The organism is Ruminococcus sp. AF17-12 (assembly GCF_003479245.1).
In the GTDB taxonomy this organism is placed as follows: domain Bacteria; phylum Bacillota; class Clostridia; order Lachnospirales; family Lachnospiraceae; genus Blautia_A; species Blautia_A fusiformis.
Window position 1 is genome coordinate 24,575 of record NZ_QUGY01000022.1, and the last position, 23,770, is coordinate 48,344.

General features: G+C 45.1%; 22 protein-coding genes. 20 read left to right on the plus strand and 2 right to left on the minus strand.

Annotated elements, in window-relative coordinates; genetic code table 11:
• Window positions 1-5 precede the first annotated feature (5 nt).
• From proS to DWW77_RS17045, 13 genes are all read left to right on the plus strand, one after another.
• Window positions 6-1,445, plus strand: coding sequence for a proline--tRNA ligase (gene proS / locus DWW77_RS16985; RefSeq protein ID WP_022427357.1), 1,440 nt, complete (start codon window positions 6-8; stop codon window positions 1,443-1,445).
• A 364-nt stretch (window positions 1,446-1,809) separates the two neighbouring features.
• The gene (locus DWW77_RS16990; protein WP_118609195.1) at window positions 1,810-3,150 is read left to right on the plus strand and encodes a CCA tRNA nucleotidyltransferase; all 1,341 of its coding nucleotides are present in this window, start codon (window positions 1,810-1,812) and stop codon (window positions 3,148-3,150) included.
• Window positions 3,151-3,209: 59 nt separating this feature from the next.
• Window positions 3,210-4,184 (plus strand): YutH/CotS family kinase-like spore coat protein, encoded by a 975-nt coding sequence (locus tag DWW77_RS16995; RefSeq protein ID WP_022427359.1) that lies wholly within the window; start codon window positions 3,210-3,212, stop codon window positions 4,182-4,184.
• A 98-nt stretch (window positions 4,185-4,282) separates the two neighbouring features.
• The gene (locus DWW77_RS17000; protein WP_015527116.1) at window positions 4,283-6,016 is read left to right on the plus strand and encodes a phospho-sugar mutase; all 1,734 of its coding nucleotides are present in this window, start codon (window positions 4,283-4,285) and stop codon (window positions 6,014-6,016) included.
• 99 nt (window positions 6,017-6,115) lie between these two features.
• A complete protein-coding gene (gene hbs / locus DWW77_RS17005) occupies window positions 6,116-6,412 on the plus strand; it encodes a non-specific DNA-binding protein Hbs (RefSeq protein WP_227945653.1) in 297 nt (98 codons plus the stop codon).
• A gap of 73 nt (window positions 6,413-6,485) precedes the next feature.
• On the plus strand, window positions 6,486-6,725 hold the full coding sequence (locus DWW77_RS17010; RefSeq protein WP_015527118.1) for an RNA-binding S4 domain-containing protein: 240 nt from the start codon (window positions 6,486-6,488) through the stop codon (window positions 6,723-6,725).
• A gap of 90 nt (window positions 6,726-6,815) precedes the next feature.
• Entirely contained in the window at window positions 6,816-7,097 is a 282-nt protein-coding gene (gene yabP / locus DWW77_RS17015; protein ID WP_022427360.1) for a sporulation protein YabP, read from the plus strand.
• Window positions 7,098-7,208: 111 nt separating this feature from the next.
• On the plus strand, window positions 7,209-7,523 hold the full coding sequence (locus DWW77_RS17020; RefSeq protein ID WP_021650636.1) for an FtsB family cell division protein: 315 nt from the start codon (window positions 7,209-7,211) through the stop codon (window positions 7,521-7,523).
• 119 nt (window positions 7,524-7,642) lie between these two features.
• The gene (locus DWW77_RS17025) at window positions 7,643-9,136 is read left to right on the plus strand and encodes a SpoIIE family protein phosphatase (RefSeq protein WP_015527120.1); all 1,494 of its coding nucleotides are present in this window, start codon (window positions 7,643-7,645) and stop codon (window positions 9,134-9,136) included.
• A gap of 25 nt (window positions 9,137-9,161) precedes the next feature.
• A complete protein-coding gene (tilS, locus tag DWW77_RS17030; RefSeq protein WP_022427361.1) occupies window positions 9,162-10,604 on the plus strand; it encodes a tRNA lysidine(34) synthetase TilS in 1,443 nt (480 codons plus the stop codon).
• Window positions 10,601-11,128: a hypoxanthine phosphoribosyltransferase gene (hpt, locus tag DWW77_RS17035; RefSeq protein WP_015527123.1), complete on the plus strand. Its 528-nt coding sequence runs from the start codon at window positions 10,601-10,603 to the stop codon at window positions 11,126-11,128. The genes tilS and hpt overlap by 4 nt, the downstream gene beginning before the upstream one ends.
• Before the next feature lie 16 nt (window positions 11,129-11,144).
• A complete protein-coding gene (gene ftsH, locus DWW77_RS17040) occupies window positions 11,145-12,992 on the plus strand; it encodes an ATP-dependent zinc metalloprotease FtsH (protein WP_022427362.1) in 1,848 nt (615 codons plus the stop codon).
• Window positions 12,993-13,278: 286 nt separating this feature from the next.
• Complete coding sequence (locus DWW77_RS17045) at window positions 13,279-15,396, plus strand: glycoside hydrolase family 13 protein (protein ID WP_022427363.1); 2,118 nt, start codon at window positions 13,279-13,281, stop codon at window positions 15,394-15,396.
• Between the two features lie 80 nt (window positions 15,397-15,476).
• Here DWW77_RS17045 and DWW77_RS17050 read toward each other — a convergent pair whose 3' ends face one another.
• Together DWW77_RS17050 and DWW77_RS17055 are read right to left on the minus strand one after the other, a co-directional pair.
• A complete protein-coding gene (locus DWW77_RS17050) occupies window positions 15,477-15,788 on the minus strand; it encodes an ArsR/SmtB family transcription factor (RefSeq protein ID WP_022427364.1) in 312 nt (103 codons plus the stop codon).
• A gap of 134 nt (window positions 15,789-15,922) precedes the next feature.
• Complete coding sequence (locus DWW77_RS17055) at window positions 15,923-18,235, minus strand: heavy metal translocating P-type ATPase (RefSeq protein WP_329984590.1); 2,313 nt, start codon at window positions 18,233-18,235, stop codon at window positions 15,923-15,925.
• A gap of 12 nt (window positions 18,236-18,247) precedes the next feature.
• Between DWW77_RS17055 and DWW77_RS18155 the strand changes: the two genes are divergently transcribed.
• The 7 genes from DWW77_RS18155 to DWW77_RS17085 all read left to right on the plus strand — a co-directional run bounded on the left by DWW77_RS18155 (window position 18,248) and on the right by DWW77_RS17085 (window position 23,756).
• Window positions 18,248-19,111: a hypothetical protein gene (locus DWW77_RS18155; protein WP_182431241.1), complete on the plus strand. Its 864-nt coding sequence runs from the start codon at window positions 18,248-18,250 to the stop codon at window positions 19,109-19,111.
• A 254-nt stretch (window positions 19,112-19,365) separates the two neighbouring features.
• Complete coding sequence (locus tag DWW77_RS17060) at window positions 19,366-19,908, plus strand: 5-oxoprolinase subunit PxpA (RefSeq protein ID WP_022427366.1); 543 nt, start codon at window positions 19,366-19,368, stop codon at window positions 19,906-19,908.
• A gap of 168 nt (window positions 19,909-20,076) precedes the next feature.
• Complete coding sequence (locus DWW77_RS17065) at window positions 20,077-20,859, plus strand: ZIP family metal transporter (protein ID WP_199579961.1); 783 nt, start codon at window positions 20,077-20,079, stop codon at window positions 20,857-20,859.
• A 19-nt stretch (window positions 20,860-20,878) separates the two neighbouring features.
• Window positions 20,879-21,790: a ketopantoate reductase family protein gene (locus tag DWW77_RS17070; RefSeq protein ID WP_092071358.1), complete on the plus strand. Its 912-nt coding sequence runs from the start codon at window positions 20,879-20,881 to the stop codon at window positions 21,788-21,790.
• A 14-nt stretch (window positions 21,791-21,804) separates the two neighbouring features.
• On the plus strand, window positions 21,805-22,473 hold the full coding sequence (locus DWW77_RS17075; RefSeq protein WP_118609200.1) for a class I SAM-dependent methyltransferase: 669 nt from the start codon (window positions 21,805-21,807) through the stop codon (window positions 22,471-22,473).
• The gene (locus DWW77_RS17080) at window positions 22,463-23,164 is read left to right on the plus strand and encodes a transglutaminase-like domain-containing protein (RefSeq protein WP_059085408.1); all 702 of its coding nucleotides are present in this window, start codon (window positions 22,463-22,465) and stop codon (window positions 23,162-23,164) included. Before DWW77_RS17075 ends, DWW77_RS17080 begins: the two co-directional genes overlap by 11 nt.
• A gap of 40 nt (window positions 23,165-23,204) precedes the next feature.
• Window positions 23,205-23,756, plus strand: coding sequence for a class I SAM-dependent methyltransferase (locus DWW77_RS17085; RefSeq protein ID WP_110925850.1), 552 nt, complete (start codon window positions 23,205-23,207; stop codon window positions 23,754-23,756).
• Window positions 23,757-23,770 lie beyond the last annotated feature (14 nt).

Consider the following 23,770-nt stretch of genomic DNA (forward strand, 5'->3'; position numbering starts at 1 on the left):
TTATCATGGCAAAAGAAAAGAAATTAGTACAGGCCATCACATCTATGGATGAGGATTTTGCTCAGTGGTATACAGACGTTGTTAAGAAGGCTGAGCTCTGTGGCTATACAAGTGTTAAGGGCTGTATGGCGATCAAACCTGCAGGTTATGCGATCTGGGAGAATATCCAGCATGAGCTTGACCGCAGATTTAAAGAAACCGGTGTAGAGAACGTTTACATGCCGATCTTTATCCCGGAGTCTCTTCTTGATAAAGAGAAAGATCATGTAGAAGGTTTTGCTCCGGAGGTTGCATGGGTGACTCATGGCGGCCTTGATCCGCTGCAGGAGAGACTTTGCGTGCGTCCGACTTCTGAGACTCTGTTCTGCGATTTCTACCAGAAAGAGATCCAGTCCCACAGAGATCTTCCAAAGGTATATAATCAGTGGTGTTCCGTTGTCCGTTGGGAGAAGACAACACGTCCCTTCCTTCGTTCCAGAGAGTTCCTGTGGCAGGAGGGACATACTGCTCATGCAACAGCTGAGGAAGCGGAGCAGCGTACCATCCAGATGCTGAACATCTATGCAGACTTCTGCGAGGAAGTTCTTGCGATTCCGGTCATCAAAGGCCAGAAGACAGACAAGGAGAAATTTGCAGGTGCTGAGGCTACTTATACCATCGAATCTCTGATGCACGACGGTAAGGCTCTCCAGTCCGGTACAAGCCATAACTTTGGAGATGGCTTTGCCAAAGCATTCGGAATCCAGTACACAGATAAAGATAATACACTGAAATATGTTCACCAGACATCCTGGGGAATGACAACCCGTATGATCGGTGCGATCATCATGGTTCACGGTGATAACAGCGGACTTGTTCTTCCTCCGAGGATCGCTCCGGTACAGACTGTGATCATCCCGATCCAGCAGCGTAAAGAAGGTGTTATGGAGAAGGCTGACGAGCTTCTTGCAGCACTGAAGGCAGCAGGTATCCGTGCAAAGGTTGACGCGACAGACAAGAGCCCGGGATTCAAGTTTGCTGAGCAGGAGATGCGTGGTATCCCGCTTCGTGTGGAATGTGGACCGAAGGATATCGAGAACGGTCAGGCAGTTCTCTGCAGAAGAGATACCCGTGAGAAATACACAGTATCCTTCGAGGAGCTTGCAGATAAGGTAAAAGAGCTTCTGGATACCATTCAGCATGATATGCTGGAGCGCGCACGTGCACACAGAGAGTCACATACTTACGTAGCAAAGAATTATGAGGAGTTCGGTGAGATCATCAACAGCAAACCGGGATTCATCAAAGCTATGTGGTGCGGTGATCGTGCATGTGAAGACAAGATCAAGGAAGATTTCCAGGCAACATCCAGATGTATGCCGTTTGAGCAGGAGCAGTTAAGCGACGTTTGCGTATGCTGCGGAAAACCGGCTAAGAAAATGGTTTACTGGGGACGTGCATACTAAAAAAATACAGCAGGCCACTTCAAAAAAGTGGGATGATCATATTGCGTTACTGTTCACTGGTAATGTCCCGCGAGGTGTTTTGTGTGAGCGAAGGTCACAGAAAACCCGAGACATACCGCGCGAATTTATGCGATCAGCATAAATTCTGTGCATCGCGAAGCGTGTTACTGAGAACGGAGTGAACAGGAACCATATTGCAGAAACAACGGCGGGGCAAAATATGCTCCGCTGTTTTTATGAATCTATGTTATAATAGCGTTAAGGAAAACATATCAGAATATTATTCAGCTGCTGACATGGAGTTGATACAGCGAAATATAAACGTGTTTTGAATGGACAGCAGCGATCATCAAGAGGAGTTATTATGACGATTAACATACCACAAAAAGCAGAACAGATCCTGCATATTCTCAATGAAGCCGGCTATGAGGCATATGTTGTTGGCGGCTGTGTCCGGGATTCCATCCTGGACCGGGTGCCTGGGGACTGGGATATCACTACCTCCGCACTTCCGGAGCAGGTGAAGGAGCTTTTTCACAGAACTGTAGATACGGGGATCCAGCATGGAACAGTAACTGTAATGATGGGCAAAGAGGGCTTTGAGGTGACAACCTACCGTGTGGACGGAGAATATCATGATGGCCGTCACCCGGATGCCGTGACCTTTACCAGGAGTCTTGAGGAAGATCTGAAACGAAGAGATCTTACCATTAACGCCATGGCTTATCATCCGGGGCATGGACTGGTGGATCTGTTTGGCGGAATGGAGGATATCAATAGGAAGATCATCCGTTGTGTCGGGGATCCGGTGGAACGTTTTACAGAGGATGCTCTTCGGATGCTCCGTGCAGTGCGTTTTTCCGCACAGCTTGGTTTTACTGTGGAGGAGAATACGAAAGCGGCACTGGCGCGGATGTCGGGGAACCTGGAGCATGTCAGTGCAGAGCGTATCCAGACAGAGCTTGTAAAGCTTCTGGTATCCGATCATCCGGATTACCTCCGGACAGCTTGGGAGACAGGCCTTACCCGGGAATTTCTTCCGGAATTTGATGCCTGTATGGAAACAGCGCAGAATACCCCCCATCACTGCTGCAGCGTAGGCGAGCACATCCTGAAAAGCCTTACGGAGATCGAGAATGACAGGCTTCTTCGTATCACCATGCTTCTTCATGACATTGCCAAGCCGGTTGTAAAAAAGACAGATGAGAATGGAAGAGACCACTTTAAGACTCACGGACCGGCAGGCGAAAAGCTGGCAGGAAAGATCCTGCGCCGTCTGAAATTTGATAATGTAACGACCCGAAATACCTGTCGTCTGATCCGGTATCATGATCTTCGTCCCACTCCGGACGCCGAGGATGTGCGGAGAGCTGTGAATCTTATCGGAGAAGAGCTTTTTCCGCTGTATCTGAAAGTGCAGAAGGCAGATCTTTTATCCCAGAGTACTTACAGGAGGGAGGAGAAGCTGGCACGGTTAAGCGGTGTGACGGAAGCTTATCAGGGAATCCTTGAAAGAGGTGAATGTACATCTCTGAAAACCCTGGCAGTTTCCGGAAAGGATCTTATAAAGGCAGGACATCCGGCCGGACCGGCACTGGGAGCACTGCTCGAAAGACTTCTTGACTGTGTGCTGAAAGATCCAACCCTTAATACAAAAGAAAAACTTCTTGAAACAGCAGAAAAAGACAGCATAAAAACCGAATAGAATAACAAAAATCCCCCCTGCATAAAATAGAACGTAAAATAAGGCAGGGGGGAACTTTTTTGTATGATTATGGGTTGAGCGTGCTGGAGCAGTATGGGCTTACGGCTTCATTCTCCGGCAGGGTGCGGGGGGCACTTCTGTGCCGGACAGAAAAAGGTCCGGTGATACTCCGGGAATTTCATGGCTCGGAAAAAAAGCTTTCCATGCAGCAGCAGCTTCTTGAAAAAATGAAAGAACAGAACTGTCTTGTGGACGCCTATCTCAGAAACAGGGAAGGCGTACTGGTAAGCAGGGACAAAGATTCTGTTCCATATACTGCACAGATCTGGTTTGAGGGACGGGAATGTGACACGAGATCCGAAAACGATATTTTAAAAAGCATCCGGACTCTGGCACAGATCCACAAGATCATGCAGCTTCCTGTGGAAATGGATTATGCGGGAAGAAATCTGCAGGAAGAATATATCCGGCATAATCAGGAAATGAAAAAAATACGCCGTTTTATCCGAAAAAAAGGAGCGGTCAATTCTTTTGAGAAGGATTATCTGAAAAGCGTGGAATGGTTTCTGCAAAAAGGAGAAGAAGCGGCAGCTATGCTGGAAACCACGGATTATAAAAATCTGCGGCAGCAGTCTCTTCAAAGTGGCAGTATCTGTCATGGCGAATATAATCAGCATAATGTGCTGATACTTGGGAAAAACACAGCGGTGACGAATTTCAGTCACTGGAGCTTTGATGTGCAGATGGCAGATCTGTACCGATTTATGCGGAAAATCCTGGAGAAATACAGCTGGGATCTGCACCTCGCGCAGAAGATGCTTTCTGCATATGATTCCGTACGACCGCTCTCGGAGTCTGAGTGGCAGAATCTGAGAGTCCGGTTCTGTTATCCGGAAAAATACTGGAAACTGGCAAATCATTATTATACACATAACAAGGCTGTGATCTCCGGAAAAAATGTGGAAAAGCTGAGAACCTTGATCCATCAGAAAAAACAGTGGGAGGAATTTTCAAAACAGTGCTTCAGACAGTAATGATTCTGAATGTGACAAAAACAAAACTTCCCTTTTTCTGAAAATTGTTATATAATATTAAGTATCTTATATAAAGAAACAGGGAGGTATTTTGGAACATGGATTATAAAGAAATCTATAATCAGTGGCTTGAAAACCCATACTTCGATGAGGCGACAAAAGAAGAATTGAAAGCGATCAAAGACGACGAAAATGAGATCAAAGAGCGTTTTTATATGGATCTTGAGTTTGGTACGGCAGGCCTGCGTGGTATCATCGGCGCAGGTACCAACCGTATGAATATTTATGTGGTAAGAAGAGCAACCCAGGGGCTTGCCAACTATATTGCCAAGGTTGACAAGAAATCCCAGGGAGTTGCTATCGCATATGATTCCCGTCATATGTCACCGGAGTTTGCCCAGGAAGCAGCACTTTGCCTGGCAGCAAACGGGATCAAGGCTTATATCTTTGAGACACTTCGTCCGACACCGGAGCTTTCCTTTGCAGTACGTCATCTGGGCTGTGTGGCAGGTATCAACGTAACAGCCAGCCACAATCCTCCGGAATACAACGGATACAAGGTTTACTGGGAGGACGGCGCGCAGATCACACCACCTCATGATTCCGGTATCATGGGCGAGGTAAAGGCAATCTCCGACTGGAATACCGTAAAGACCATGGACAAGGAAGACGCAGTAAAGGCAGGACTTTTCGAAGTGATCGGACAGGCTGTCGATGATGCTTACATGGCAGAGCTTAAGAAACAGATCATCCATATGGATGCGATCCAGGCAGAGGGCAGGAATCTGAAGATCGTTTACACACCTCTTCACGGAACCGGCAATATCCCGGCCAGAAGGATCCTTAAAGAGCTTGGATTTGAGAATGTATATGTAGTACCGGAGCAGGAGCTTCCGAACGGGGATTTCCCGACAGTCAGCTATCCGAACCCGGAGGCAGCAGAGGCATTTGAGCTTGGCCTGAAGCTTGCGAAGGAAGTGGATGCAGACATCGTACTTGCCACAGACCCGGATGCAGACCGTCTTGGCGTCCGCGTAAAGGATAAAAACGGAGAGTATCATGATCTTACCGGTAACATGTCCGGATGCCTTCTTGCAAACTATGAGCTGAGCCAGAGAAAGGCTGTAAACGGAAGCCTTCCGGAGGACGGAGCTCTTGTAAAGACTATCGTTACAACAAACCTGGCAGATGCCATTGCCAAGGGATACAACGTGAATCTTATCGAAGTACTTACCGGATTCAAATACATCGGACAGCAGATCCTCGGATTTGAGAACAGTGGCAAGGGTACATATCTTTTCGGATTTGAGGAGAGCTACGGCTGCCTGATCGGAACCTATGCAAGAGACAAGGATGCCATTGTTGCTACCATGGCACTTTGCGAAGCTGCTGCTTACTATAAGACACAGGGCAAGACTCTCTGGGATGCAATGATCGATATGTATGAGGAGTTCGGTTACTATAAGGATGCCATTCAGGCAGTTACCATGAAGGGTATCGAGGGTCTTCAGAAGATCCAGGAGATCATGACAACACTTCGTCAGAATCCGCCTGCTGAGTTTGCCGGACATAAGGTGACTGCTGTACGTGACTACAAGCTGGATGAGATCACAGATCTTGCAACAGGTGAGAAGAAGCCGACAGGACTTCCGAATTCCAATGTTCTCTACTATGAGCTTACCGATGATGCATGGGTTTGCGTAAGACCGTCCGGAACAGAGCCTAAGGTAAAATTCTATTATGGCGTTAAGGGAACATCTCTTGCAGATGCAGACGAGAAATCCGATGCAATGGGCAAGGCTGTTCTTGAAATGGTTGATTCCATGAAATGATAAAATGGTCACATTCCGCCTGTAATATGCGAAAAACCTTGACATTATAAGCCAAAAGCGGTATATATATAAAGCAAAGTCAAAAATAAGAGAACATCAATTATAGGAGGAAACACCATGAATAAAACAGAGTTAGTGGCAGCAATGGCGAAAGACACCAATCTTTCCAAGAAAGATGTAGAAGCTGTTCTGAAATCTTTTATCGATGTTGTAACAGATGAACTGAAAAAAGGCGAGAAGATTCAGCTGGTTGGATTTGGAACTTTCGAAGTAAGCACAAGAGCTGCAAGAGAGGGAAGAAATCCTCAGACTGGTGAGACCATGACGATCGAGGCTTCCAAGTCTCCGAAGTTCAAAGCAGGAAAAGCTTTAAAGGACGTTGTCAACGGTAAATAATCTGTTGGTTCAGAGTGATAACGGCAGGGGAAACCGGTTTTTGGTTTCCCCTGCTTTTTTAGGAGGAAAAATTATGCGTCTTGATAAATATCTGAAAGTATCCAGACTGATCAAACGCCGTACGGTGGCAAATGAAGCCTGCGATGCAGGAAGAGTTCTGGTCAATGACAAGCCGGCCAAGGCTTCTGTACAGGTAAAGACCGGTGACACTGTGGAGATCCAGTTTGGAAGCCGTAATGTAAAGGTTGAAGTCCTGGAAGTTAAGGAAACGGTAAAAAAGGATGAGGTGGAAAGCATGTTCCGCTATATCTGATGCAGGGACAGCTGCCGTTTGGGCGTGATGGTCTATTCCGGATGGATTTTTCATAAAATAAAAGAGAAATCATCCCCAGGGAGGTATGGATTGGACGAGAAGAAAACGGCAGCATTTCACAGTCTGATGCTGGAGCGGCAGAAAGGCGGCACCATAACGGGAATCCGGGAGGTGATCTCTTTCGATGAAAAAGAAATACTGCTGCATACAGAGGAAGGAAAGTTATCCATAAAAGGCGAAGGACTTCATGTAAAACATCTTGATCTGAAAAGCGGGCAGCTTAGCTTGGAGGGAAAAATCGACAGTCTTACCTATCTTGGCAGGAAAAAGGACAAAAAAGAAGGATCCCTTTTAAAAAGACTGTTCCATTAAAGCTAAAATGACAGCAAACCGGTTGATATTTTTTTGAAGAAGTTGTAAAATTTGGATGTATAAGCTCGTAAAAGGTAAAGAGAGCAGATTGTGTAAAAAAGGAGCAGCAGATTGAAAAATCCAAAAAATGGAAAAGAAAAAAAACGGATCGGATATAATTATCTTGGCATGGCGGGGATCATGGTGATCGCACTGGTGTTGCTGGGAAGCCTTATGCTACAGAGTAAGACTCTGGAACGGCGCAGGGATTATTATGATTCCAAAGCTACAGCACTGGAGAAGTCCATTGAAAGTGAGAAGGAACGTACCAAGGAGATCGAAGCAGAGAAAGAACATATGAAGACCGACGAATATGTGGAAGAGGCGGCTCGTGAGAAGCTGGGACTTGTGAAAGATAACGAGATCGTGTTTCAGGAAGAAAAATAGCTGAAAATCAAAGGTTTCGACGAAATTTTTTTTGACATTTTCGTGCGGCTTTGACAGATATTTCAGGGATCTTCCTTTATAATGTTCAGTCAGTGAAGGTTATAAGGGGAGGGGAAAATATGCAGGAATGGATCATTGCCATGCTCGTAGTCAGCATACTGCTGATACTCCGGGACATGGCAAAAACTGTCTTTTCGGGAAAAACGAAGGAAAAAGAAGAAATGCTGCCGCTTTGTGAAAGCCATCCCCAGAAGGAAAAAGTGGAACGGTATGCAGCATCCTTCCGGAAGCTTGCGGATACATTCTACGGAATGCCTTACCGTAAGGAATTTTTGAGTGGAGGACAGCTGAACCGTATCATATCGGACACCAGTGCGGCTGTATGTTCCAGATGTTATCAGAGAGAGATCTGCTGGGGAGAGCGTGCCGGGGAAACCATGCGGGGCAGTGAGAATATGATCCGTACCATGGAGGAAGGCAATGAAGAGAGTATCCAGAGAGCACGCAGTGAATGGATGGGAGCATGTGGCCGTTCCGCCCAGTATTTTCAGGTCCTGAATGAGGGATTTCGTGAAGAAAGGCAGAATCTCGTGTGGGATAACCGGATGATCGAAAGCCGGCTTGCAGTTGCACAGCAGCTGACGGAAATCTCGAGGATCATGGATCATATGGCAGAAGAGCTGTATGATATCATGCCGGCAGATCCGCAGTTTCAGGAAGATCTGAAAAAGGCTCTTCGTAAAAAGCATGTACTTGTAAAGAATGTCTGGGTCATGGATAAGATCGAAGGAAGACGGCAGATATTTCTGAATCTGAGAGCCAGGAGCGGACAGTGTGTTTCCATGACAGAGATTGCACAGATCCTGTCCAGGATCTGCGGAAGCTCCATGACGCCGGACGCCGACAGCCGCAGTATTGTAAATGGAGATTTTCGTATGGTCCATTTTGTGGAGGATGTCAGTTATCAGATGCTTTACGGAGTAGCGCGGCTTACAAGAGAAGCGGAAAAGGTTTCCGGAGACAATTATATCTGTCGTCAGGAAGAGGATGGCAGGTTTTTTCTCTGTCTGTCTGATGGGATGGGTTCCGGAATAGAAGCGTTTAAAGAAAGCGAGATCGTGGTAGAACTTCTGGAACAGTTTCTGGAATCCGGCTTTTCTCAGGAGACAGCTGCCAGAATGGTGAATTCCGCACTGCTATTGAAAGGACGGGAAGGGATGTTTTCTACTGTCGATATCTGTGCGGTGGATCTTTATACCGGGATCTGTGATTTTCTGAAAGCAGGGGCGTCTTCCACATTTATTAAAAGAGATCACTGGGTGGAATCCATTGCTTCGGAAAATCTTGCAGCAGGCTTGGTCCAGCAGCTGGATTTTGATACTGCCTCAAGGAAGCTTTATCATGGAGATTATCTGATCATGATGACAGATGGAGTTCTGGATGCGCTTCCTACAGAACGGGAAGAGGAAACTATGAAGGAGATCATTATGGATGTCCGGGAAAAAGAGCCCAGGGAGATGGGACGGGGAATACTGGAAAGGGTCCTGGGATACAGTGATTATCATGCCAGGGATGATATGACAGTAGTTGTGGCAGGATTGTGGAAAAAATAGAGTATTTTTGGTTACAGGAGAAAAAATGATCACACGTGTAAGAAAATATATCAGAGACAATCGGATGCTGAAAGCAGAGGATATGGTTGTGGCAGGGGTTTCCGGAGGGGCGGATTCCATAGCAATGCTTCATATTTTGAAAAGTCTTCAGAAAGAGATCGGTTTTTCCATGGAAGTGGTTCATGTCCATCATGGGATCCGGGGCCAGGAGGCGGACCGGGATGAGCAGTTTGTGGAAAAAATCTGCCGGGATTGGGGAATCCCTTTCCGGTCCAGGCATTATCCGGTTCCGGAGCTTTCCGGAAAGTGGAAGCTGGGAGAAGAAGAAACCGGAAGGATCGTGCGAAAACAGGCATTTCAGGAGGAAAAAAAGAGACTTGGTTTTTCCGGAGAACAGTCAAAAAAGAACGGACAGTTCCGGGTTGCGCTGGCACATAATCGCAACGATCTGGCAGAGACTATGCTGCATCATCTGGCAAGGGGAACCGGTATCCGGGGACTTTCTGGGATACAGGCGGTAAATGGTGAGATCATCCGGCCGGTTTTGTGTTTAGAACGGAAGGAGATCGTCAATTATCTGAAAGAGAGAGGTATTTCCTATATCACAGACAGCAGCAATCTTTCAGATGACTATACAAGAAACCGGATCCGTAACCATATTCTTCCGGCTATGGAACAGAAGATCAATGCAAAAGCGGTGGAGCATATGGCAGAAACCGCACGGGTTCTGGCAGAGGCAGATTCGTATCTTCAGAAAAAGGGAAGGGAGCTTCTGGTAGGCTGCCGGAAAGAAAATGGCTATCTTCTGGATGAAAAATTTTTTGCACAGGATCCTATCCTTCAGGAATATGCGGTGATGGAGGCGTTTGAGATACTGTCAGGAAAACGTAAGGACTTTACATCTCTTCATGTGGACCAGGTCCTTTCGCTTCAAAAAAAAGAAAACGGTCGTTATATCAACCTTCCGGAATCGCTGCGGGTAATACGACAGTACGGGGGGGTATGTCTGAAAAAGAACTCTGCATCAGACAGAGAGAACGATGCTTCCACTGAAAAAAAAGTATCGGCAGGTCTCAGAGAAATGTCTATGGAGCTTCCGGTACCTGGAATTCTGGAAAGTCCTTTCGGAGTTTTTGAGTCGAAAATTTTTTCTTATAAGAAACAGAAGATTGAAGAAAAAAAGTATACGAAATGGTTTGATTATGATAAAATAAAAAATAGTCCATGCGTTCGGACCAGAAGACAGGGAGATTATCTTACTGTAAACAGTGAAGGCGGAAGAAAGAAGCTGAACCGGATCTTTATTGATGAGAAGATTCCGGCGGAGATAAGAGACAGGCTTCCGGTTGTTGCGGTAGGATCTGAGATACTCTGGATCCCGGGAGGACGGATGAACGAGAAGTATAAGATCACTTCCACTACAGGGAGAGTGTTAGAATTACATTACCAAGGAGGAGCTTTAGCATGAGCGAAAAAATCAGGGTTTTACTCAGTGAAGAAGAGGTAGATGCCCGTATCCAGGAAGTTGCAGATATGATCAACAAGGATTATGACGGAAAAGATGTACACATGATCTGCGTTCTGAAAGGCGGCGTTTTCTTTATGTGTGAGCTTGCCAAGAGGATCACACGCCCGGTAACACTGGATTTCATGTCTGTGTCCAGTTACGGTGATGATACGAAATCCAGCGGTGTTGTAAAGATCGTCAAGGATCTGGATCAGCCACTGGACGGGAAAGATGTTCTGATCGTAGAGGATATCATTGATTCAGGCAGAACCTTAAGCTATCTGCTGCGTATCCTGAAGGGCAGACATCCGGCAAGCATCAGACTCTGTACACTTCTTGACAAACCGGAGAGACGTGTGACAGATGTAGAGGTAGATTACTGCTGCTTCAATATTCCGGACGAGTTTGTAGTAGGATACGGACTTGATTATGCCCAGAAATACAGAAACCTTCCTTACATCGGAGTAGTGGAGCTTCAGGACTGAAAGGAGATTTAACCAAGTGAGCAAGCATTCAGGTAAGATAGGCCTGTACCTTCTGCTTATTGTGGCACTGATCGCAGGATATCTGTATCTCAATGACCAGGTATCTACCCAGGGCAGCTACACAATGGGCCAGCTGGAAAAGGCTCTGGAAGAAGACAAAGTGACGGATGCGGTGATCCATCAGAACAGAGAAGTGCCCACCGGTTATGTAACAGCAAACATTGTTTCAGATGGTCAGAAGACAGTCTACGTAACCGATGTAAAGGAAGCGGAGGCGCTTCTTGAAGAACATGATATCGATCCGACGATCCGCAATGTACCCAAGGACAGCTCCATGATCGGAACAGTACTTCCGGTAGTGCTTACCGGCGCGATCCTTCTCTTTTTCTTTATGATGATGAACCGGCAGATGTCCGGAGGCGGCGGAAGCAATGCGAAGATGATGAATTTCGGAAAAAGCAGAGCCAGGATGTCGTCCCCTGATGATAAGAAAGTAACGTTCAAGGATGTTGCAGGTCTTCAGGAGGAGAAGGAGGATCTGGAGGAAGTGGTGGATTTCCTGAAATCCCCACAGAAGTATACCAAGGTAGGTGCCAGGATCCCGAAAGGCGTGATCCTTGTGGGCCCTCCAGGAACAGGTAAAACTCTTCTCGCGAAGGCAGTTGCAGGAGAGGCCGGAGTTCCGTTTTTCTCCATTTCCGGATCCGATTTCGTGGAGATGTTTGTTGGTGTCGGTGCTTCCCGTGTACGAGATCTTTTTGAAGAGGGCAAGCGTCATGCACCGTGCATCATCTTTATTGATGAGATTGATGCGGTAGCCCGTCAGAGAGGAACCGGTATGGGCGGCGGCCACGATGAGAGAGAGCAGACGTTGAACCAGCTTCTTGTAGAGATGGATGGTTTTGGAGTAAATGAAGGAATCATCGTAATGGCAGCGACCAACCGTGTGGATATTCTGGATCCTGCGATCCTCCGTCCGGGACGATTTGACCGTAAAGTCGGTGTGGGACGCCCGGATGTCAAGGGCAGAGAGGAGATCCTTATGGTCCATGCCAAGGACAAACCGCTGGGAGATGATGTGGATCTTCGCCAGATCGCCCAGACAACCGCAGGATTTACAGGTGCAGATCTGGAGAACCTTCTTAACGAAGCGGCTATTGATGCTGCAAAAGAGGGCCGTCCTTATATCATGCAGAAGGATATCAAGAAAGCATTCATCAAGGTCGGGATCGGTGCAGAAAAGAAGAGCAAGGTCATCTCTGATAAAGAGAAAAAGATCACAGCTTATCATGAAGCAGGCCATGCGATCCTGTTCCATGTACTTCCTCATATGGATCCGGTATACACCATTTCCATTATCCCTACGGGAATGGGAGCTGCCGGCTACACCATGCCGCTGCCGGATAATGATGAGATGTTTAATACAAAGAACAAAATGCTGGAGGATATCACCACGCTTCTTGGCGGACGTGTGGCTGAGGAGATCATCTTCGGAGATATCACCACCGGTGCTTCCAATGATATCAAACGTGCCACAGAGACTGCACGCTCTATGGTAATGAAATACGGTATGTCTGAAAAAATCGGTCTGATCGCTTACGGCAACGATGACGATGAGGTATTTATCGGCCGTGATCTGGCACATACCAGAGGCTACAGTGAGGAAGTGGCAAGAGAGATCGATGGGGAGATTTCCCGTATCATCCGTGAGTGCCATGAGAATGCAGAGAGCATCATCCGTGAGAATATCGGCGTTCTTCACAGCTGTGCGGCCCTTCTTCTCGAGAAGGAAAAGATACATCGTGAAGAGTTTGAAGCACTTTTTACAACAGAAAAAGAAGAGGTTGCAAAAACAAACGAATAAAATGCACAAAAAAAAATATTGAATTTTGTGAACTTTGTGCACACTTTTTGGTGGACACATGGTACTATAAATACCGTAAAAACCCCCCAATACATTATATAGTTTTTGCTACACCCCATAAGAAGAAATACCTTCTCCAAAAAAGGCAGCTTAACCAGCTGCCTTTTTTACTGCCCAAAAATAAAGACGGATTACGGAGAAAACAGATATATATGCTTGCGGGATGGAAAAAATTAAGATAATATATTTAAAAACATGGTACTAAAAACGGAATGAGGAAGATAGAATGTTATATGAAAGCATGGAGACTGCAAAGAAGATGCGGTATATACTCAATATGAGTCCGGTATTAAATAAAGACGCAATGTTTAGTGACGGGACGGAATATTACCGTACACCTGTGGAGCCACGGGAAGGTGATACAGTTACGATCCGTTTTCGTACCCAGAGAAATAATGTGGACAACGTCTGTCTTGTGTATGACGGAGAATATCTGGAAATGAAGTGGGAAAAAACTTCCGGAAGCTTTGATTATTATACTGCACAGATCGTAATGGGAAAAAATCTTGTACGATATTACTTTGAGATCCATTCAGGACTTGTTACCTGTTATTATGATACAAATGGTGTAAGCACCAGACATGAGGAAAGGACAGAATTTGAGATCTATCCCGGATATCATGTGCCTGAGTGGCTGAAGGGTGCTGTGATGTATCAGATTTATGTGGATCGTTTCTGTAACGGAGATCCTTCCAATGATGTGGAAACAGGGGAATATTTCTATATCGGGGACACTTCCGTAAAAGTGGATAACTGGGAAAAGGTTCCGGCTGTGATGGGTGTCCGGGAATTTTATGGCGGCGATCTTCAGGGAGTTATGGATAAGCTGGATTATCTTCAGGAGCTTGGAGTAGATGTGATCTATCTGAATCCGGTCTTTGTCTCTCCCAGCAACCATAAGTATGACTGTCAGGATTACGATCATATCGATCCGCATATCGGAAGGATCGTAGCGGACTGTGATGGTCTGTTAAGTCCCGGAGACAGTGATAACAGTCATGCCCTTAAGTATATCCGCCGTGTGACCGATAAACGGAATTTGGAGGCCAGTAATAAGCTTTTTCAGGAGCTTGTGGAGGAAATTCACAGAAGAGGGATGAAAGTGATCCTGGATGGGGTATTTAACCATTGCGGATCCTTTAATAAATGGATGGACAGGGAACGGATCTACGAAAATCAGGAAGGCTACGAGAAGGGGGCTTATGTTTCGGCGGACAGCCCTTATCGTTCTTTCTTCTGCTTCCAGGATCAGAACCGCTGGCCCTATAATCCAACCTACGACGGCTGGTGGACCCATGATACCCTGCCAAAGCTGAACTACGAAGAATCTGAGGAGCTTTGCCGGACGATTCTTGATGTGGGCAGAAAATGGGTTTCGCCGCCGTATAACGTAGACGGCTGGAGACTGGATGTAGCTGCAGATCTGGGCCACAGCAATGATTTTAACCATCACTTCTGGAAAGAGTTCCGGAGGACAGTAAAAGAAGCCAATCCTGATGCAGTGATCCTTGCAGAACACTACGGAAATCCGGAAAGCTGGCTTCGCGGCGATGAGTGGGATACGGTTATGAACTATGACGCTTTTATGGAGCCTGTAACCTGGTTCCTGACCGGAATGGAGAAGCACAGTGATGAGTACCGGGAGGACCTTTATGGCAACAGTGAGGCCTTTATCGGGGCGATGAAGCATCATATGCAGTCTTTGCATATGGGAGCGCTTTATGGAGCCATGAATGAGCTTTCAAACCATGACCATTCCAGATTTTTGACAAGGACCAATCACAGAGTAGGAAGGCTTTCCTACGCAGGCGCAGAGGCAGCATCTGCAGGCATCAATCCTGCCATTATGAGAGAGGCTGTTGTGATCCAGATGACGTGGCCTGGTGCGCCTACGGTATATTACGGGGATGAGGCCGGCGTCTGCGGCTTTACAGATCCGGATAACCGCAGAACTTATCCCTGGGGAAAAGAAGACCAGGAGATGCTGGACTTTCATAAACGCATGATCTGCATACACAAGGCATATCCGATTCTTGCAAAGGGTTCCCTGGAATTTCTGTGGAACGATCATCAGGGCTTGAGCTATGGTCGTTTTTCTGATTCTGAACAGATCATAGTGATCCTTAATAATCAGGATCAAGAGAGAGACATAAGGGTAACAGCCTGGAAAACCGGTGTAAGCCGGAAAGAAGCAACGGCTTTTCAGCGCCTGATGCTTTCTTCCGGAGAGGGTTATACGGAAATGCCGGAAGAATATATTGCAGATGCAGGGATTCTTCAGGTGAAGATGCCTGCATACGGAGCGATGGTGCTTCACCACAGGGCGAGGGATAAATACAAATGATGCACGAGTAAGGCAGAGAAAAAAGCCAATCTGTTCTTCCATTAGGAAGCAGATTGGCTTTTTGCATTGTGTTTTATGAGTTATTCTTCTGTAACGTGTTCCAGACCCTGATTCATGATGGTTGCCACATGGCTGTCTGCCAGGGAGTAGTAAATGGTTTTTCCATCTCTTCGAAATTTGACCAGTGACATCTGCTTCAGTACCCGGAGCTGATGGGAAATGGCACTCTGGGTCATGGAAAGACGATCGGCAATATCCTGAACACAGAGCTCTTCCACAGAAAGTACGTACAGGATACGGATCCTGGTAGGATCACCGAAAACCTTGAACAGGTCGGCAAGCCGGTACAGTGTATCATCATTGATCGGGTAATCTATATGTGTTTTCTTCATTTGCGCATCCTCCAAACTGTTAACTTCTATTGTAGCTGAAAAAAACGCACCGGTCAAATTCTTTTCTGCATCACTGGGGAGTTGTATGGATGCACAGGGATCCGCTGCAGGATATCTGCCCTGCAGAACGGATCTTATTTTTTATACAGGATACGAATGGAATTCAGCACGCAGATCATGGCAACGCCAGTGTCTGCAAATACGGCCATCCACATGTTGGCATGTCCGGCAAGACCAAGGATCATAACTGCGATCTTGATCACCAGGGCAAATATTACGTTCTGCCATGCAATACGGTTTGTGCTTCGTGCAATGGCGATAGACTGAGGGATCGCATCTACATTGGAATTCATAAATACGGCATCTGCGGCTTCAATGGCAGCATCTGCACCGCTTCCCATGGCAGCACCTACATCAGCACCTGCAAGAACAGGAGCGTCGTTGATACCGTCACCGACAAACATAACCGTTCCATGTGCCTGGCGGACCTTTTTTAGGGCATTGAGCTTATCCTCCGGAAGAAGCTTTGCATAGATCTCATCGATCCCGGCATCTTTTCCTACAGCCTGTGCACTGTCTTCGGAGTCTCCAGTGAGCATAACGGTGTGGAGACCAAGCTTTTTCAGAGAAGCAATGGCTTCCTTTGCGTCAGGTTTGATGGTATCGGAGATCAGCATATATCCTGCGAAGGTTCCGTTTACTGCCATAAATACTTCAGAGCCGTAAGCGGCTTCCTTTAATTCTCCGATTGTAACTCCGAATTTATCCATCAGCTTGCGATTTCCGCAGAGAACTTTTCCCTCCGGCATTTCCGCAACGATCCCGTGACCGGAAATTTCTTCCAGGGAGATCGGTTTTTCAAATTGGATCTCACGTTCCTTTGCGGCAGCAACGATGCTGTTTGCAATAGGATGTGTGGAGTTCTGTTCACAGCCTGCACACATGGAAAGGAGTTCATTTTCCGTGTATTTACCGGTGGCAACAACCTTCTGAAGCTGGAAGTTACCCTCTGTGATAGTTCCGGTCTTATCCATGATCACAGCGCCGAGCTTACTTAATCCTTCGATGGAAAGGCCACCCTTGAAAAGGATACCCTTTTTAGAACCGGCACCGATCCCGGAGAAGAAGGCCAGCGGGATACTAAGTACAAGAGCACAAGGGCAGCTCATTACCAGGAAAGTAATGGCTGTGTAGATCCAGTAATGCCAGTTTCCGGTAACAAGGGATGGGAGTATGGCAGTTGCCACTGCGATTCCTACAACACAAGGAGTATAAACCCTGGCAAAACGTGTGATAAAGCGGTCGATCTTCGGTTTGCTTGCTGCCGCGTTTTCTACGGAATCCAGAATACGAGTGACCATGGATTCTTCCAGAGGTTTTTCCACGCGGATCTTAAGCTGGCCGGAGGTGTTGACGCAACCAGAAGTGATCTCATCACCTTCATTTACAGCAACCGGTACAGGCTCTCCTGTGATCGGAGAAGTGTCGATACGGCTGTTTCCCTCAATTACGATACCATCAAGAGGGATGCGGTCTCCGGGACGGACCAGAAGAATGTCTCCGATCTGAGCCTCTTCAGAGGGAATTACCTGGATATCATCGCCTGTGACTAGGTTTACAACTTCCGGACGAAGGTCTACGGCATCCATGATCTGGCCGCGGCTTCGTTCAACGGCTTTTTCCTCAAAAAGCTCGCCGATGCGGTAAAAGAGCATAACGCCTACGGCCTCAGCAGAATCATTGATGGCAAAAGCGGCAAGTGTTGCAATGCTCATGAGAAAGTTTTCGTCAAAAATCTGTCCGTGAGAGATGTTTTTGGCAGCTTTTACAACGATAACACCCCCAAGCGCCAGGTATGCGATCACAAATACAGGAAGAGTGGCACTGGTACCAAAGCCTTTGTGTTCCATGATCTCTCCGGCAACGAAGAGTACTGCACCGATGATAATACAGATGATATCTACGTTTTCCCTGGAGAAAAATTTCTTCTTGGAAGCGGTTGTGTGAGTCACTGTTTTTGGGGACTGAGCCTTTGGCTTCGGATCCTTTTCTTTTACAAGAACTTCGGATTCAATGGATGTACAGATCTTACGGATCTGATCCAGGTATCGATCCGGATTCTTTGCAGTTAAGCGAAGCTGTTTTGTTGCAAAAGTGATGGTTGCTTCGGAAATGCCTTCAAGGTTTGCAATCTGTTCCTCCATTTTGGAAGCGCAGTGAGCGCAGCCTAGATTCTCCAGAAGATAGGTCTTAGTTGTTGTGTCAGTGGAAGCTGCCGGAGCTGGATTTCTCGGAACAACTTTAACTTCAGACTCAATGGATGTGCAGATCTTGCGGATCTGCGGAAGCAGAGCGTCTGGATCTGCAGCCCCTAAGCGAAGCTGTTTTGTTGCAAAAGTAATGGTAGCGCTTTCGACGCCTTCAAGAGCCTGAATCCGTTCCTCCATTTTGGAAGCACAGTGAGCGCAGCCGAGGTTCTCCAGAATGTAGACACGCTTTGCGGTGAGAGCATTGTGGGAGTGATCGTGGTGGTCATGATCTCCGCAAACACAACCACAGTGCTCGTCATGGTTGTGAAGGTGCTCGTGTTCATGATGTTCATGTTTAGGATCTTCACAACCACAGCTGCAGTGCTCGTCATGGTGATGATGCTCGTGTTCATGATGTTCATGTTTAGGATCTTCACAACCACAGCCGCAGTGCTCGTCATGGTGATGATGATGCTCATGTTCATGATGTTCGTGCTCGTGATCCTCGCAGCCACAGCCGCAGTGTTCGTCATGGTTGTGAAGGTGCTCGTGAGCATGATGTTCGTGCTCGTGATCCTCGCAGCCACAGCCGCAGTGCTCGTCATGGTTGTGAAGGTGCTCGTGAGCATGATGTTCGTGCTCATGGTCCCCGCAGCCACAGCCGCAGTGCTCGCCATGGCTGTGATGGTGCTCGTGTTCATGATGTTCGTGCTCGTGATCCTCGCAGCCACAGCCGCAGTGCTCGTCATGGTTGTGAAGGTGCTCGTGAGCATGATGTTCGTGCTCATGGTCCTCGCAGCCACAGCCGCAGTGCTCGCCATGGTTGTGATGGTGCCCGTGTTCATGATGTTCGTGCTCGTGATCCTCGCAGCCACAGCCGCAGTGCTCGTCATGGTTGTGAAGGTGCTCGTGTTCATGATGTTCATGTTTATGATCCTCACAACCACAGCCGCAGTGCTCATGGTGGTGATGATGCTCATGATCGTGATGTTCTTCATGCTCATCATGGCTGTGATGCGCATGCTCGTGACCGCAGCCGCAGGAATCTGCGGACTTCATGGAATCTTTCTTTAATTTTTTTTCCATATGAACTCTCCTTGCTGATTCGTTTGTTTTTTTATATGAATATATGAATTAATGTTCATATGACTATTTAATCATATATGAAAATCTTTGTCAACAGCTTTTCAAAGAACGGATCAAAGAAAAGTAAAATTTATTGCAAAAGAAATATAGAAAATATTAATATATTCTGAAAAAATAATCTATTTTATTATTTTTATTTAACATGTTATAATTTCAACAAGTAAAGAAAGAAAGGTAGCAACATGTACAGTATCGACTTAAACAGTGACATGGGTGAGAGCTTTGGCGCATATAAGCTTGGCGGCGATGAAGAGATCATCAAATATGTCACAACAGCAAATGTTGCATATGGCTGGCATGCAGGTGATCCGATGGTAATGGATAAGGTAGTCCGCATGGCAAAGGAACGTGGCGTTATGGTTGGAGCCCATCCTGGATATCCGGATCTTCTTGGCTTTGGACGAAGAAAGATGGTTCTCTCTCATGATGAAGTTAAGAATTATGTCAGATACCAGATCGGAGCACTGGCTGCATTTACCAAGAGCTACGGAATGAAGCTTCAGCATGTCGCTCCTCATGGAGCAATGGGGAATGGCTGCCAGTATGACGAGGATATTTCCACAGCGATCTGTGAGGCAATCTGCGAGTATGACAAAGATCTGATCGTTTATTACTGTGCAGGAGCAGTTCTTGGTGATATCGCTGAGAGCAAGGGACTTCGCACAGCATCTGAGATTTTTGCAGATCGTGCATACATGGATGATCTTTCTCTTGTAAATTGTTAAAAGAATTATATTGTTATATGATTTCGGAAGTGATATACTTAAACATAAGGAAAATCGTGTGAAATTACAGTTTGCTTTTTGCACGGTTTCTTTTATATATGATAGTTAGTTAAAACTAACAATAAAACGATGTGAAAGTACTTTTGATTATACAGAAAGGAATACATAATGCTAATGAATGTTTTTGAAGGTATACTGATTCCATTTGTTGGAACAACGCTAGGTGCAGCATGCGTGTTTTTTATGAGAAAAACACTTAGCAAGTTACTGCAACGTGCACTTGCAGGGTTTGCAGCAGGTATAATGGTTGCTGCTTCAATCTGGAGTCTTCTGATTCCGGCAATTGAACAATCTAAGAATATGGGAACTTTATCGTTTGTTCCGGCAGTTGTTGGGTTCTGGATTGGTATATTGTTTTTACTCGCACTTGATCATTTGATTCCACATCTTCATGTTGGAAGTGATCAGACAGAGGGACCGAAAAGCAAACTTGGCCGTACTACGATGATGGTGTTGGCAGTTACATTACATAATATCCCTGAAGGTATGGCAGTTGGTGTAATGTATGCAGGATTTCTTGCTGAAAATGCACAGATTACAGCAACAAGTGCACTTGCTTTATCACTTGGAATTGCTATCCAGAATTTTCCAGAAGGAGCGATTATATCCATGCCGCTTAGGGCAGAGGGTGAAAGTAAGAGAAAGGCATTTCTGGGAGGTGTACTTTCAGGAGTCGTTGAGCCGATTGGAGCAGTAATGACGATTCTTGTCGCACAGCTGGTAATCCCGGCATTACCATATTTACTCAGCTTTGCAGCAGGAGCTATGTTATATGTCGTGGTTGAAGAACTAATTCCGGAAATGTCTCAGGGACAGCACTCGAATATCGGTACGCTTTTCTTTGCACTTGGATTTAGTTTGATGATGATCTTGGATGTGGCACTGGGGTAAGAGGAGAGGAATGATTCTTATGAGAATATTGATTTATGGTGCTGGTGTGATTGGATCCTTGTATGCGGCTTTATTTGCAGAAGCCGGTTATGATACAAATATTTATGCCAGAGGTAAAAGACTTGAGGCTTTAAGAAATAATGGATTGCAATATAAGAAAAATCAGGAAGTAATAAAGGCAGAGATTAGGATTCTTGGAGAACTACCAAACGATGATATTTATGATTTTGTCTTGCTTACTGTCCGGGAAAACCAGCTGTATGAAGCACTTACTGAATTGAAAAATAATAAAAGTAATACGATTGTTACAATGATAAATTCACTGGACAGTTACAATAAATGGGAAGACATTGTCGGAAAAGGAAGAATATTACCGGCTTTTCCAGGAGCAGGCGGAAGTATAAATGATGATGGTATCCTTGATGCAGCACTTACTCCAAGGTTGATTCAGCCGACAACATTTGCAGAAATATCAGGAAATAAATCCGAAAGAACTAAGCAGTTTTCAGAGATATTGAGGCATGCTCATATACCATACCAGAAAGTAACGGATATGCATCTATGGCAGCTTTGTCATCTTGCTATGGTGGTACCGATTGCAGATGCGTATTATGAATCAGACGATCCGGAGAAAGTGGGAAAAGAATGGAAAATCATGAGGAAAACAGCAGAAAGGCTGAAAAGAAATTTTAATTTTTTGCGAAAACAAAAGGGTAAACTGTCACCATGGAAAATGAATATTTTTCGCTTTTTACCATTGTCATTTCTGACGATTATGCTGGCAGTTACATTTGGAAGCAGTTTTGGAGATAAATTTATGTATCAACATGCTATGAAGGCACCAGATGAAATGAGGGAATTGCATAAGCAGTTTTATGCTTATATGAAAAAAATGAAGAAATGCGGATGCAAGGCGAAAAAGGTACAGTGATTGGAGAAAAAAGCATGAAAAATGAAGAATATAAAAAATTGTCAATTAAAGAGTTTACAAAAGCAGCAGGAAGATATGAAAGTAACCATGCTGGCATTTACGAAATGTGCAAGAAGGATTATCCGGATATTCTGGAAGAATTAGAGAAGGAGCCATTTAGAGATTTATTAGATGCAGGCTGTGGGCCTGCTCCAATGATTTCTTTATTAGCAGAAAAACATCCAGACCGGCATTATACAGGACTGGATCTGACTCCTGCTATGATTGAACAGGCAAAAAAGAAAAATATTCCAAATGCAACATTTGTTGTAGGAGACTGTGAGAACTTTCCTTTTGAAAAGGATTCATTTGATGCAATTATTTGTTCTATGAGCTTCCATCATTATCCGGATCCACAGGCATTTTTTGACAGTGTGAAAAGATGTCTTCGCTCAAATGGAAGATTGATACTGAGAGATGTGACCAGTGACAATAAAGTATTGGTATGGCTAATGAATACATTGGAAATGCCGTTGGCAAATATATGCGGACATGGAGATGTCCAAGTGCCAACAAGAGATGTGGTCATAAAATGTTGCAAAAAAGCAGGATTAAAAGTAGAAAAATTTGAAATTCGTAAAGGTATGCGAATGCATTGTGTTGTGAGAAAACCTATGGGAAAGGCGATAGGAAATGAAAGATAAGTATCTTAGGGAAACACGAATGGTTGATTTTTCTAATCCGGCAATTCAAAAACTTATTCAAAATATGAAATGGAAGGAAATGGGTGAATTTGAAAGGATTAAGGCAATCTACAACTATGTAAGAGATGATGTTTTATTTGGATATAATATTGATGACGGAATTTCAGCTTCAAAAGTACTTGCAGATGGTTATGGACAATGTAATACAAAAGGAACTTTATTTATGGCACTTTTACGTGCCTGCAATATTCCATGCAGAGTACATGGTTTTACGATTGATAAAAGATTGCAGAAAGGGGCTATGACCGGGTTTGTTTACCGTAATGCTCCAAAAAGTATTTTCCATAGCTGGGTAGAAATTAATTTCGAAAATCAGTGGTACGAACTGGAAGCTTTCATTTTGGATAAAACCTACATAAAGAAGTTACAGGAACAAAATTCGGAATGTACAGGTGCATTTTGCGGTTATGGAGTAGCAGTCAAGGATTTCAGAAATCTCATTATTGAGTTTGATAGGAACAATACTTATATTCAGAGCGAGGGAATCAATCAGGATTTTGGTGTTTATGATTGTCCAGATGAACTGTTGAGGGAACATCATCAAGAAATTTCAGCCTTTAAAGCATTTGCTTATAGACATATTGGAAGACACCTCATGAATCGTAATGTCAGGAAGATTAGAGAACGATAGTTTTAAGCTTTTAGAATTAAAATTAAATTTGGAAGGTAATATGGCAGACAAAATACAAAATGCTTATGAAACATCAAAAAATATATATGACGATGTTCTTACGCAAAGAAATATTTTCAGCAAACTGTATATTAAGTTATTTTGGAGTGGCACGGATGATAATGATATAGCACGAAAAGTTTTATCATATGTTCCTGATGACTTTTCAGGAAAGCTTCTTGATGTTCCGGTTGGAACTGCTGTATTTACGGAAAACAAATGGAGCTCTCTGAAAAATGCACATATTACTTGTATTGATTACAGCATGGATATGCTTGAACAAGCCAGAAAAAGACTTGGTAGTCATGCGCATATCAAATGTATTCAGGGGGATGTGGGAAACCTGCAAATGGAGAATGAATCTGTTGATACCGTTGTCAGTATGAATGGTTTTCATGCATTTCTTGATAAGCAAAAAGCATTTCATGAAATATGGCGTGTTTTGAAACCAGGCGGCGATTTCATTGCCTGTTTTTATCCAATGCGTCGTAAAACCCCTTGCTTCAGTTATGGGGATATAAGACGCGTCCATCGAATTTATGCAAGTAATTGAAGATGGACAAAATA

Coding starts and splice junctions, on each gene's coding strand:
- hpt (WP_015527123.1), top strand. CDS start 10,601: ATGAGCGAAAAAATCAGGGTTTTACTCAGTGAAGAAGAGGTAGATGCC.
- DWW77_RS17000 (WP_015527116.1), top strand. CDS start 4,283: ATGGATTATAAAGAAATCTATAATCAGTGGCTTGAAAACCCATACTTC.
- DWW77_RS17010 (WP_015527118.1), top strand. CDS start 6,486: ATGCGTCTTGATAAATATCTGAAAGTATCCAGACTGATCAAACGCCGT.
- DWW77_RS17070 (WP_092071358.1), top strand. CDS start 20,879: ATGAGAATATTGATTTATGGTGCTGGTGTGATTGGATCCTTGTATGCG.
- DWW77_RS17060 (WP_022427366.1), top strand. CDS start 19,366: ATGTACAGTATCGACTTAAACAGTGACATGGGTGAGAGCTTTGGCGCA.
- DWW77_RS17045 (WP_022427363.1), top strand. CDS start 13,279: ATGTTATATGAAAGCATGGAGACTGCAAAGAAGATGCGGTATATACTC.
- proS (WP_022427357.1), top strand. CDS start 6: ATGGCAAAAGAAAAGAAATTAGTACAGGCCATCACATCTATGGATGAG.
- DWW77_RS16990 (WP_118609195.1), top strand. CDS start 1,810: ATGACGATTAACATACCACAAAAAGCAGAACAGATCCTGCATATTCTC.
- DWW77_RS17065 (WP_199579961.1), top strand. CDS start 20,077: ATGCTAATGAATGTTTTTGAAGGTATACTGATTCCATTTGTTGGAACA.
- DWW77_RS17085 (WP_110925850.1), top strand. CDS start 23,205: ATGGCAGACAAAATACAAAATGCTTATGAAACATCAAAAAATATATAT.
- DWW77_RS17025 (WP_015527120.1), top strand. CDS start 7,643: ATGCAGGAATGGATCATTGCCATGCTCGTAGTCAGCATACTGCTGATA.
- DWW77_RS17050 (WP_022427364.1), bottom strand. CDS start 15,788: ATGAAGAAAACACATATAGATTACCCGATCAATGATGATACACTGTAC.
- DWW77_RS17055 (WP_329984590.1), bottom strand. CDS start 18,235: ATGGAGGAACGGATTCAGGCTCTTGAAGGCGTCGAAAGCGCTACCATT.
- DWW77_RS17075 (WP_118609200.1), top strand. CDS start 21,805: ATGAAAAATGAAGAATATAAAAAATTGTCAATTAAAGAGTTTACAAAA.
- DWW77_RS17080 (WP_059085408.1), top strand. CDS start 22,463: ATGAAAGATAAGTATCTTAGGGAAACACGAATGGTTGATTTTTCTAAT.
- tilS (WP_022427361.1), top strand. CDS start 9,162: ATGATCACACGTGTAAGAAAATATATCAGAGACAATCGGATGCTGAAA.